This is a genomic window from Paenibacillus sp. 32O-W (assembly GCF_007679495.1).
Taxonomy (GTDB): domain Bacteria; phylum Bacillota; class Bacilli; order Paenibacillales; family NBRC-103111; genus Paenibacillus_L; species Paenibacillus_L residui.
In genome coordinates, this window is the sequence record NZ_VEGP01000057.1 from 25,077 (window position 1) to 37,856 (window position 12,780).

The window sequence follows — 12,780 nt, forward strand, 5'->3', positions numbered from 1 at the left end:
TTTATTGTGTGGAATGTAATCATTTGATCTCGGAGGAAAACGCCGGGTCAATTTTTCGTACGGGCTTCTATCGGAGGGGCGTCCCTCTAGGTCAATGCCGTGAATGCAGGGACAATAACACGTCTCATGTGCCTCGTTATACATTAACGGATACATACAGCTCCAAGCTGGGTTAGCCGGTCATCTATATTTGTGGATAACCGTTCCGTTCAGGCATATCGACCCGTGGACGGAATAGCGAAATTAAAGAGGTTGTCTCATAAGTCGATCTATAATTTTTCAAGCCCCACCTAGAGTTAATTTGGCAACTAAAAAAAGGACCCCGTTCCCACACCAGTGGGATTTGAGGTCCTTTTTGCTTCGTTTTTTGGATGTTTCGTTTTATGCGAACGCTTTTGGGACACCCCTTTAGTTGTCCTGTATTTGCTTATGACAATCTGAACCTGGCTATCGCTTCCTGCAAATTCTCTGCCACACGGGTGAGATCGTTCGCCGAGGCGGAAATTTCCTGTACCGCCGCCAATTGCTCCTCTGTCGTTGCAGCGACCGTCTGCGCGTTGCTCAGCGCTTCCCGGGCTATGGAAGCCGATTGCTCGACGGATGCCAGCACCTCTTGCGAGCCGGCGGACATCTGTTCCGTAACGGCGGAGGTCTCATCGATTTGCCGGACCATCTGCCTGATCGCCTCAAGAATGGCCTCGAAGGCTTGTCCTGCCTCGTTGACGACCAACGTTCCCTGCTCCACATCGCGTGAGCCCTGCTCCATGGACTGCACGGCCTTCATAGTATCCCCCTGAATCTCCTCAACCAATTGGCTGACCCTCTGTGCAGATTGCTCCGACTGAGCGGCCAAATTGCGGATTTCTTTAGCCACTACCCCGAAACCGCGGCCTTCTTCACCAGCACGGGCTGCCTCAATTCCCGCGTTTAACGAGAGAATGTTCGTCCGGCCAGCGATGGAGGAAATTTCATAGACAATCTGTCCAATTTGCTCCGAGCGCTGATGCAGCCGGTCGATCGCTTCCGCCAGCTGCCTGACGGACATACCGATTGTAGCCATCTGGTTGACCGCTTGTTGGGCGAGCTGGGATCCTTGCTCCGCCTGGTGTTCGGCATTCTGGGAGTTGTCCGCGATGATTCCGGCGGATTCGGCCACCTTCTGAATGCCGACGGCCATTTCCTCCATCGCCCGAGCCATCTCTTCCGAGCGCACCATCGTATTCTCCGCGCCTTCGGCCATCTGCTGTACGCTCTGAGAGACCGAATGGGCGGATTCGGCGGTCTGTTCGGAGCTGGCTGCCAGCTCCTGGGACGCTGCCGCTAATTGCGCGGACGAATCGCTGGCCTGGCGGATGACCGATCTTAATTGCTCGACCATCCGATTGACCGCTGCCGCCATTTCGCCGGCCTCGTCGCGGTTGCGGATGACGATGGGCTCAACCGCCAGATTGCCGGATGTGATATCATTCATGGTTCGGGTCACGCGGGCGAGCGGGGAGGAGATCATTTTGGCAAGGGAGCCTGCAACGATCAACCCTATCAATAGACCAGCAGCAATCGCTATCCAACCCAATCTTGTGCTAAAGCCGTATTGCTTCCGGGTTTCTTCGCTGGTTTCATTTGCCATCTTCCAATTCAGCTCGGTAAGCGGCAGCAATTTCTCCTGAGCTTCGAGCAAGATAGCCGTTCCATTCTGGAGGCTCTGGATCGCTCTCTCTTTATCTGCTCTGCTGAGATCGATCATCTGTTCATTCCAGGCCAGAAACTTCGACCAGCCAATGTTGAAATCGTCAAACAGATCTCTTTCTTCCTCCAATTTAATGGTTTTCTCATAAGTCAAGAGCAGTTCCTGGATAGTATCGATTTGCTGCTTTCTTTCCTCCATGAGCCTTTCCTCTTCTTCTCCGGAAGAGAGCAGCAGGAGCAATGTTTTGGCGCGAAAATCATTCAGAGCGGCTTCGGTTTTATGAATCGTCGCCATTCCCGGCATCCAGTCCGTCAAGACCGTTTCCATCTTGTTATTAATGCTCCGCATTCCGGACAAGTTCATGAGGGATGATACGGTTGTCAAGGCCAGGAGAAGCAGAAAACCTCCCATTATTTTTTTCCCTACCGTAATTCTTAATGCGGATTTCAATTTTTGTTTCATTGGCTTCATTTGTCACCTCTACGTAGAAAATTTACCCATAGAAACTTTATCGGCATTGTTTCGACAAAATTCAACATGTATTTTTAAAAGAATAAGAGCCCGATGATGCGAGAGCTCTCCACTATTTAAACCTGTATGATCTTCTGGCCGATACGGCTCGTCGCCTGAATTTTCAATGCGTTTGTAAAAGTGGCGAAATTAAGTAGATTCCATTGCGATCCTGTGAACTGTGACTTTTGTCATAGTGAAGGCCGGGACCTGACTCCTACAATAAGCTTAAACAGCGCCGCTTTAAGGGCGCGCGGCAGGAAGGGGGAACCTAAGATGCAGCAACCGATAGCTACCCAAAAAGACAGCAAGGCCAAAACTCCACCATCTCCGGTTAACGAAGAGAAAGAAACGTTAAAAGGAACATTCGCTGCGGTTTTGATGCTCGGAGGATTTATCGCCTTGACCTGGTTGGGCGTATTTCTTCTATACATCGTTCGCAGTTAGTTAAGAGAAACCGCAACATAAAGGAGAGGCTCTTATGCATATTCATCGGCTGGAAAAGATTTGGTTAATCATTGGAATATCCATGCTGGTCATCTTTTTGGCTGTGCTTGGAGTCGGCACTTTCGCAATGGGCGTGGCGCCGCCGGGAGGGCATCACCATTCGATAGACCCCGAAACGGTGACGGAGAAAGAACCTTTCAACAATCCGGGCTTACGGCAGATTGGCGAGAACGAATATGAAGCCGTCATGCTGGCCTTTGCTTTCGGCTACAGTCCCGAGCAAATGGAGGTGCCGGTTGGCGCCAAGGTTCATTTTGTCGTTACCAGTACGGATGTGGTCCATGGCTTTGCCATTCCGGGAACTAACGTGAACATGATGGCTGTGCCCGGGGAAGTCAATACGATCAGCCATACTTTTAATGAGCCCGGGGAATATTTAATTCTCTGCAATGAGTATTGCGGTGCGGCGCACGAAATGATGATGACGACGATCATTGTACGATAACGGACGGTCAATCGGGGAGGTTGGAATCTATGGAGACGAATACTAAACAAGCATTGCCGATAGACCGGCGGGATGCCACTCTGGTTCTGGCACATGTGCTTCTGGCATTTGTGGCGCTGCTGCTCGGGGGGATTGCCGGAGTGCTGCAAGGTCTGGTCAGAGGAGGGCTAATTACCCTGCCATCGGGAATCGGTTATTATCAATTGCTAACAGCGCATGGTGTGCTGATGGCTCTTATTTTTACCACTTACTTCATTATTGGATTTATGCTGTCGGGAGTAGCGAAGACGACCGGAGGCCGGCTGCTCCCGTTATCGCGGAAGCTGGGCTGGATCGGATATGTGCTGATGACGGCCGGCACCGTAATCGGAACGATTTTTATCCTGCTGAATAAGGCGACCGTTTTGTATACCTTCTATGCGCCTATGCAGGCTTCCCCGTGGTTCTATATTGCTCTGGTGCTTGTCGTGGCCGGAAGCTGGATGAGCGGGATTGCCATGTTTCATAATTATCGGCAATGGAAGAAGACGAATCGCGGCAAATTATCGCCCCTGTTTGCGTTCATGGCCGTTGTGACGATGATTATGTGGATGGTGGCTACGGTTGGTGTCGCCCTGGAGATCATTCTCCAGCTCATTCCCTGGTCCTTCGGCTGGGTGGAGCGGGTTAATGTCATGCTGAGCCGCACCTTGTTCTGGTTCTTCGGTCACCCGCTCGTCTACTTTTGGCTGCTGCCGGCTTATATTTGCTGGTACGTGGTCATTCCCAAGGTCATCGGCGGCAAAATGTTCAGCGATGCGCTGGCACGCCTTTCGTTCCTGCTGTTTCTATTGTTTTCGATTCCGGTCGGCTTTCACCATCAACTGATGGAGCCGGGCATCTCGGACTTCTGGAAATATTTGCAGGTCGTGCTTACGATGATGGTTGTCATCCCGTCTCTCATGACCGCCTTCTCGTTGTTTGCGACATTCGAACGAACCGGCAGGGAGAAGGGAGCCCAGGGCCTGTTCGGCTGGTTCAAAATGCTTCCGTGGAAGGATGTACGTTTCTTCGCCCCGTTCATGGGCATGCTCATATTCATCCCGGCCGGCGCCGGAGGAATTATCAATGCCAGCAACCAGGTGAATGCCGTAGTGCATAATACGCTGTGGGTTACCGGCCATTTCCACCTGACGGTCGCAACGACAGTAGCGCTTACCTTCTTCGGCATTACGTACTGGCTGATCCCTTCCATCACGGGGAGGACACTTACCGCTCGTATGCATAAACTGGGGATTGCGCAGACGATCATCTGGGCCGTAGGAATGTTCTTCATGTCCGGCTCGATGCATACTGCCGGATTGTTCGGCTCCCCGCGTCGTACGGCATTCACGACTTACCAGGATCATCCGGATGCCGTCTTCTGGATGCCGTACCATGTGGCGATGGCGGTCGGCGGAACCATCCTGTTCATCGGTGTTGTGCTGATGGTCTACAACGTTGTCGCCCTGCTGAGAGCACCCAAAGGATATACCGAATATCCCTTGGCCGAAGTTGCGGAAACGGCGGAGCAAACCCCGCGTTTGTTCGAGCGCTGGGGAGTATGGATATCGCTTGTCGTTATCCTCATTCTGGTCGCTTACTCCGTACCGATGATGGATATGGTCAATAACCCCGTTCCGGGTTCGAAGCCTTTTGTCACCTGGTAAGACGCAGGTTTTCTAACCTTCGGAAACTGAAGAACCTCGGATTCCGCCCTAATGGTGGTTTCCGAGGTTCTTTAGTTTATAATTTCATAAGTTCCGGGGCTCCCCGCAAAGTACCCGGAATAAGCTTCGAAGGCTATGCGTCACTTTGTGGGGAATTCCGCGCCTAGATGCGGCAGATTTCCGCGGGGCAGTCCGGGCAGCGGACGACCCGCTTGAGGCTCGACAGCTCGCGCACGACGATGTGTCCCTTCTCGTAGCCGATGATGCCTTCTTCTTTGAAAGCTGCAAGCATCCGGTTGACACTCTCCCGGCTCGTTCCGATCATATTGGCCAAATCGCTGTTAGACAGCTTGAGCCGAATGTATATCCCATCTTCCACAGGCTCGCCGTAAGAATTGGTAAGGCGGATTAAGGTCGAGGCTAGGGCGCCCTTTTTGCCGTACAGGATCAGATCGCGGAATTTGGATTCGGTCGTTCGCTGCATGAGACTCATCCATTTGATGAACTGCAGGGCAAATTCTCCGCTCTCCGAGATCAATTGCTCCAGCTCCTTCTGCTGAATGACGCCTATCTCCGAATTTTGTACCGCGACGGCATCGTAAGAATATTGGACGGGGTCATAGCTCGCGAATTCCCCGAAGAAGTCTCCCTCTTGTAAATAGAATAGAATGAGATCTTTGCCGTCATCTGTAGATTTGGTAATCCTGATCTTCCCTTTTTTAACAAAAAAGAGGTGCTCTGCAGGTTCCCCCTCCCAGAACAAGTGAGAGCCTTTGGCCACGGAATGATCGTTCATCAGCCTGCTTAGCTGTTGGAAATGATCTTCCGCCAGAAAGTGGCCAATCTGATAATGAAGCTCATTCTTCTTCGGCTCGCATAGATTTGATGGGGACATGAGAAATTCCTCCTTGAGAAGCACTGTCCTTCTATTATAAACGATTTATGCTTGAAACTGTATGAGGAATATCTGTGTCCTCCCGCTTTTCCAAATAATCCAGCAAATAACTGGCGTAACCGATCGGGTGATGGCAGGACGCGGCCCACAGCTCGATTCTCCCGGTCTTCCGGAAAACATGGCCGACATCGGGAAGCCATCTTAGAAAGACGGGAATATCGGGCTCCTTCAGTCCGATCTCCATTCCGATGTCGGCCAACGAAGGCAGATACTGGCTAAGCTGCTCGCCGATGGCAACGGCTACCCTCTCTATTTCCTCCAGCAACGTAATTCCGTTGGCGGACAGCTTGGATTCCAGATGCTTCACGAACGGTTCCTTCTCCACATTCTCCTCCGGCTTCCACTCTTCGGAATCGGTATGGATCTCTTCCGGTTTTTCCACCAAACCTGTCAGCTGCCATTTCCCGGTTTCATTTCGCTGTACGCAGACATAGAAGAGAGCCGGCCTTCCGTCCCATCTCACCATGGAGACAGAGGGTCTGATCACATATTTGTTGTACAGCTCAATCAGAGTTTCCTCTTCCGTATGGAGCAAGCTCTGCGGAGAGTCCTCACCCGGATTTAACATTCCGCTAAATATCCACTCTCCTTCCTCATTTTTCACGAGCTCGCGATACCCTCTATGGATTAAGGCGCTCCCCTTTTCCAATACGACGGAGGGATAAAGCTCAAGCATTCTTCTTAAAACTTCGGGAGAGAACGGATAAATAATCGGAAGATGAGGATGGAGGGAGGGATCGAGTGATAGTAAATGGCGAATGTCCGGCAAGCTGTATCGGTTGCAGGCATTGAATACGATCCGGCCTCCGGCGGTAGACCAGCGGGCCAGGAAATCGATGGACGGCTGCTTCCGGTATATCGCCCGGTTATACACAACAGTCGGAGTCTTCACGGTGACTCTTCTGTATGCTCCCTGTTTCCGGAGGATCGCCTTCACTTTCTTTCCTCCGCTCTTCAAGTCTTTTAAACGTAAATAACAAGGATTTACCCCGTATTTGGCGCCAGCCTCCTCATACTGATTCAGCAGAGCGACGTCCCCGGCTCCGTACAGAATTCGTCTGTATACCGGATCATTGACCAAGATTCCGACTAACCGCCCCATGACGCTCCTCCTTCCTGAAATCATCATATGTTATATGAAACTTGACGGTAACCGGAAAATCCATATGGCCGGGAGGCGTTATTTCATTTAAGCCGAAAGCCGTTCCGCTTGAGTAGTTATTGCATGCGGCAGTTGGGTGGGCGTCTAATTTCCTTTGAAATTAGATTTATAGGTGACCGCCCTGTCAGGCTCCGCATATGTTACAAATGACCAGGTAACTTGCAAGGGAGGAGTCGAGCGATGAAAAAACGAAAGGCATCACCTTCCAGAAAACGCGTACGGGAACGCGGGACGTTCATAGACGCTAATTTGTCGGAGTTGAACTGGCTGGATGACGATATTTACCGGGTGGAAGATAACCCCAAGGATAAAAAGGGGAGAACGGAAATCAGGCAAGTTAGGGAAAATGAAGATGGAACCGTCAAGAACGGATTGCAGCTTCACAGGATGGTACTGGAGAAGAAGAAGGAACGGGCCGGTCAAGTTCCTGTACCCAGGCCGCCGCAGTCTCATCATGTCATTTCCCCTTCCGAGCCCAGGGAGGAAATTACGGATACTTCTACAAAAGACAGGGAACAGCAGTCCGTATCTGGCGTCCAAGAGGACTTAAGCTTTCAGGAGGATAAAAGTAGTTCTGATACCGCCCATACGGAAAGTAAAGCCCGAGGAGAAGAGGGAAGGGTGGAGTCCAAGATGGCCTCTAACGAAGCTCAAGAAAAACGCTCTTCAACGGATCGTCCGGATAAGATGGCGGTATTGGATAGAAAGACGGAAATGCCGAATACCCCCATCATCTATACGGATGATCTGGTGGATGCGGCGGTTACCGGGGAGAAAATCGCCCCTCATGCGATTGATTCCCGCAAGCTAAAGCCCGGAAGCGTAACGACGGAGGCACTGGAGGATTTTGCCGTGTCCACCGAGAAGCTCGGCAACGGGACCGTTACCGGAATCAAGCTGGCCGAACAGGTGGTGGAAGAGAAGCACCTCATGGATCGGTCTATTTCCGGAGCCAAGCTCAAGGATTATTCCATATCCGGGGACAAGTTAAAGGATAACAGCATAACATCCGCCAAGCTGGCGGACAAGACGATTGATTCGATCAAAATTGCGGACGGCTCCATTCAAGCCAAGCACCTTCATCCCAACTCGATCTCGACGGAGCTTATCCAGGATCAGGCCATTACTACCGAGAAGATCAAGAGCGGAGCCATCCTTTCCAGCAATTTGGGCAATCAGGTTATCAATTCCGCCAAATTGGCCGACGGGGCGGTAACTACGGATAAACTGCGCGACGGGGCCGTCGTGTCAGATAAAATCTGCCCTAACAGCATAACTGCGGTACATCTTCAAGAGGAATCGGTGGAAGGAAGACATATCCGTGGCCGGTCTATCGGCAACAATCACTTGGCGGATGGCTCCATAACTCATGCCAAGCTGGCGGACCAGGCGGTACAATCCCAGAACATTGCTCCCCAGGCGATTGGAACAAGACATATGCAGGAGAAATCTTTGACCAGCGCTCTATTTGCGAAGGAGTCCGTCGATTCCGACATCCTTGCTTCTGAATCGGTCTTATCCAGACATATAGCAAGGGAGCAAATTACTGCCGAGCATCTGGCCTACCATGGGGTGACGCACTCCAAGCTTGCCGACGGAAGCGTCTCACGGGAGAAAATCACGGATGGGGCGGTAAGCGGTGAGAAACTGGCCGATGGAGCGGTTGGAACCACGAAGCTGGCACCTGATTCCATTCTTAGTGAGCATTTGACAGACGGCTGCGTCACACGGGAAAATCTGGCTCATCTTTCCGTAGAGGCTCATCATCTGAACCGCCATTCCGTCTCCGCGCAGCACATTCAGGACCGGGCGGTTTCGACCTCGGCCATTATGGATGAAGCGATCACCACTATAAAGCTGGCTGCGGGAGCCGTCACGAAGGAAAAGCTTAGCGAAGATTCGGTCGATAGCATTCATATTGTGTCCGAGGCCATTCGCGGCTACCATTTGCCAGCGGATGTCATCCGGACCTATCACCTGGACAGCGAGTCGGTAAGTGAGGATAAGCTGGCTCCGGAATCCGTCAACGGAAGCAAAATCAGAAAACAGGCCATAGGGACCCAACACCTGGTCGACGGTGCGGTGACGAGCGGGAAGCTTGCGCCTCAAGCAGTTAAGAGCGAGCATTTGGCCGACAGGTCGGTAACGACTGCACATCTCCATCCGCAGTCAGTCGGTTCGGAACAGCTTCAGGAAAACTCGGTGACAACCCATGCGCTGAGAGACAGCAGCATAACGACAAGCAAGCTGGCTACAGGGAGCGTAACTGCCGACAAGCTGGATATCGAAATTGTGTCCGGCAAGCACATTAAGACCGAAACGGTTCAAGGACGTCATATACAGCAGGGCAGCATTCAGGGCCGGCATTTGGAAAAAGGAGCGGTCCAAATGGACCATTTGGCTGCTCACAGCGTGGATGAGAGCAAGGTGAAGCCGGGCTCCATCCATACAGAGCAATTGGCCGGCGCGGCGGTGACGTCGGAGAAGCTGGCGACCGGGTCTGTCTTAAGCGGGCATATCGCCCATAAAGCGGTTCATACGGAACATCTGGGAGAGCGGATTATCCAGGAGACGCATCTCAAGGAAGGCTCCGTGACGGAGGATATTCTGGGCAAGGAGGCGGTAACGGGAAGCAAGCTGGCTCCCGGGGCCGTGACCTTCGACAAGCTCGCAGAGCAATCTGTCGGAGGAATTCACCTGCAGGAGCAGGCCATCGGCGAAGAACATCTTAGAGATGAGATGATAGCCCCCCGCCATTTAATGAAGGAGGCTTTTACATCTAATATTTTCGCCGACCAGGGGATAGACGGCAGCAAGGTGAAATCATTGACGATCGATACCGAACAGCTGGCCAACGGTTCGGTGACCGCCGAGAAGATCATCTCGGGAGCTATACATGGCTATCACTTGGCAAATCATTCGGTGTCGACAGAGCATTTGGCCGGCCGCATTGTCGGTCCAGCCCATATCCAGGAGAATGCGGTAAGCGGGCCGATGCTGCAGAATGAATCGATCACCTCCGACAAGCTGGCTCCCGGTGCAGTGAACAGAACCATTCTTGAAGAAGAAACGGTCGAAAGCAGGCATATCCGTCTGAAGTCGATTGGCGAAGGGCATATTCAGGATGGAGCGGTAGTGGCCCGCCATATTCAGCCTGAAGGATTGACCGGAGCGCATCTGGCTCCTGAGAGTATAGACGGCTCTCGACTCCAACCGGGGAGCATAGGCCGTTTTCATTTGGAAGAACAGGCAGTTACCGGAGCTCATCTGGCTCCCGGGGCGGTCGCCTCCGAGCATCTTCAACCGCAATCGATTCTGGCAGACCATCTGCGGCCGGGATTGATCGAAACCGGGCATATTCAGGAAGGAGCGATTACCGCCGAGCTGCTGCAGAAGGAGACGATCACCTCCGATAAGCTGGCATTGGGAGCAGTCACCGCAGAGGTGCTGGAGGAAGGAGCGGTCGAAAGCCGGCATATTAAACAGGATGCGATCCGCGGCTATCATATTCATATCGGATCGATTCTCGGCCGACACATTCAGACGGAAGCGATTCATGCCCGCCACATCAAGAAAGGGATACTGACATGGGATCATTTTGAGGAGTCGGGAGTGGACGCTTCGCTCGTTCGAAATTTGAGTGTAGAATCCGAGCAGATTGTCAATGGAGCGGTAACCGGGTCAAAGCTTGCAGTAGAATCGGTTGGCAGTGAGCATATCGTCAGCGAAGCGGTAAGCTCCGATCATATAGCCCCCGAAGCGGTGACGGAGGAGCATCTGAAGGATGGAGCAGTAACCGGACCGAAACTTGCAGTAGAATCGGTTGGCAGCGAGCATATCGTCAGCGAAGCGATAAGCTCCGACCATATAGCACCCGAGGCCGTGACGGAGGAGCATCTGGAGGATGGAGCCGTAACCGGGCCGAAACTTGCGGCGGAATCGGTTGGCAGCGAGCATATCGTCAGCGAAGCGATAAGCTCCGGCCATATAGCACCCGAAGCGGTGACGGAGGAGCATCTGGAGGATGGAGCGGTAACCGGGCCGAAACTTGCGGCGGAATCGGTTGGCAGCGAGCATATCGTCAGCGAAGCGATAAACTCCGGCCATATAGCGCCCGAGGCCGTGACGGAGGAGCATCTGAAGGATGGCTCGGTGACGGCCCCGAAGCTTGCTGAACGAAGCGTCGCCGGAATCCACATCCAGCCGGGCAGCATTCAACTGGAGCACTTGGCTCCCGAGCTGCTGGAGAACCTGCAGCGGACCGTTACCGCTGCTGTCCTTCCGGCGGAAACACCGGAAGTTGCCGCAGGCCCGCAGGAGACTTCCTCGACGGAGGAAGCGCAAGGCGCTGAGTCTTTGGAAGAAGGGCTTGAATTTGCGGCAGAATCCGCCGTTCCCGCATCCGATTCCGAAGAGGAAGTGAATGCGGAGGCACCGGTACCCGGAATGGAAGAAGCTAAAGATGAGAAGTTGGCAGAAACTAAGGATGCGCTGGTATCCGGATTGGAAGCAACAGAGAATGTACCGCTATCAGGACCGGGAGAACCGTCGAATTCGCAATCGTCCAAGTCCGACGGGGCACAGCCAGAATTGGCTGCCCAAGCGACTACAGTCTCTCCCCTGCAGCAGTTCGGAGCGGCGCCATTCCGAATCGGGCTGGAGGAAGATTCGGTCGAGGTCGCCGTCAAGCTTCCCCAGGCTTACTCCGATGATCGTTATTCCATCGTGGCGATGACGAACCATCCGGCCTGCTATGCCGTATTGAAAGAGCAGGCGGCCGGCTCGGCTGTCATAGAGGTTGTTCGGACCAGACTGTGCCCGGCTTTCGATGGAATGATCACCTGGATTGCCCTCGGCCACCAATAACACACGAACGAGAAGACGCCCGGTAAACCTTTGGCCGGGCGTCGTTTTTTTTGTTTATCCAGATGCTGCGACAGAATTTTGTGGGCCTGCATTTATTTATAGCCAATTCAATTTGCGTTTCTAACGCTCCCCTTATGCCTTCTTGGGAGCAAAATGTTCCATGGAACAGACCTACAAACCTTTTTACAAAACAAACCCTATTACAAAACAAACCCTTTTACCAAACCCCCATAAAACTTTTCGTGAAAGCTGCTTGAGATGAAAAAAAGTTGTTTCCGGTATTTACATTTATCTCTTAATTGATGCTTTTGACTGTTATCCCTTAGACTCAGAAAAGATTATGACTTGCTTTCCTTCAGCCTTGCCACTGTCCTTGTAATTTTTAATCGGTATCTATCCTGGGCATGGTGTCTGGTCACCCACGTGTAAGGGGCAACTCACCCCGGGAGTAGCGTGTTAAGATGGTGGGGCGCTGATCAATATGTTTGGAACCTTGCGGGCCATCGGTGAGAAGAAACTGAGCAGTAGGGATAACAGTCAAAAGGACGAGAAGAAGAAACAGGCTGGGCAAGAGTAACTGAGCGAAGGGGATAGCGGTTCAAAGGGTGAGCAAAGAGCAACAGGCCTCGGCACGAAGCTACTAAGTGAGCGGGATAACAGTCAAAAGGAGAGAAGAAGCAACAGGCGAGCAAGAGTAACTGAGCGAAGGGGATAGCGGTCCATAGGGTGAGCAAAGAGCAACAGGCCTTGGCACGAAGCTACTGAGTGAGTGGGATAACAGTCAAAAGGAGAGAAGAAGCAACAGGCTGGGTAAGAGTAACTGAGTGAAGGGGATAATGGTCCAAATGGTGAGCAAAGAGCAACAGGCCTCGACATGAAGCTACTGAGTGAGTGGGATAACAGTCAAAAGGAGAGAAGAAGCAACAGGCTGGGTAAGAGTAACTGAGTGAAGGGGATAAT

Annotated in this window: 7 protein-coding genes; 4 read left to right on the forward strand and 3 right to left on the reverse strand. The window is 52.4% G+C overall.

What is annotated here, in order from left to right:
- Nucleotides 1-427 precede the first annotated feature (427 nt).
- A complete protein-coding gene (locus tag FS806_RS19225) occupies nt 428-2,149 on the reverse strand; it encodes a methyl-accepting chemotaxis protein (RefSeq protein ID WP_186328438.1) in 1,722 nt (573 codons plus the stop codon).
- Between the two features lie 324 nt (nt 2,150-2,473).
- On the opposite strand from FS806_RS19225, the gene FS806_RS19230 reads away from it, so the two are divergent.
- Genes FS806_RS19230 through FS806_RS19240 form a run of 3 tightly spaced genes read left to right on the forward strand, consistent with a single transcriptional unit; the run spans nt 2,474 to nt 4,837 of the window.
- On the forward strand, nt 2,474-2,644 hold the full coding sequence (locus FS806_RS19230; protein WP_144939873.1) for a cytochrome c oxidase subunit 2A: 171 nt from the start codon (nt 2,474-2,476) through the stop codon (nt 2,642-2,644).
- 34 nt (nt 2,645-2,678) lie between these two features.
- On the forward strand, nt 2,679-3,149 hold the full coding sequence (locus tag FS806_RS19235; RefSeq protein ID WP_144939875.1) for a cytochrome c oxidase subunit II: 471 nt from the start codon (nt 2,679-2,681) through the stop codon (nt 3,147-3,149).
- A 29-nt stretch (nt 3,150-3,178) separates the two neighbouring features.
- On the forward strand, nt 3,179-4,837 hold the full coding sequence (locus tag FS806_RS19240) for a b(o/a)3-type cytochrome-c oxidase subunit 1 (RefSeq protein WP_144939877.1): 1,659 nt from the start codon (nt 3,179-3,181) through the stop codon (nt 4,835-4,837).
- 163 nt (nt 4,838-5,000) lie between these two features.
- Here the strand turns inward: FS806_RS19240 and FS806_RS19245 are convergent, their stop codons facing one another.
- The gene (locus tag FS806_RS19245) at nt 5,001-5,732 is read right to left on the reverse strand and encodes a Crp/Fnr family transcriptional regulator (RefSeq protein WP_144939879.1); all 732 of its coding nucleotides are present in this window, start codon (nt 5,730-5,732) and stop codon (nt 5,001-5,003) included.
- A gap of 34 nt (nt 5,733-5,766) precedes the next feature.
- Nucleotides 5,767-6,894 carry a YheC/YheD family protein gene (locus FS806_RS19250; RefSeq protein ID WP_144939881.1) on the reverse strand — a complete coding sequence of 376 codons (1,128 nt, stop codon included), beginning with the start codon at nt 6,892-6,894 and terminating at the stop codon, nt 5,767-5,769.
- Between the two features lie 240 nt (nt 6,895-7,134).
- Between FS806_RS19250 and FS806_RS19255 the strand changes: the two genes are divergently transcribed.
- A complete protein-coding gene (locus tag FS806_RS19255; protein WP_144939883.1) occupies nt 7,135-11,820 on the forward strand; it encodes a WIAG-tail domain in 4,686 nt (1,561 codons plus the stop codon).
- The last annotated feature ends 960 nt before the right edge of the window (nt 11,821-12,780 follow it).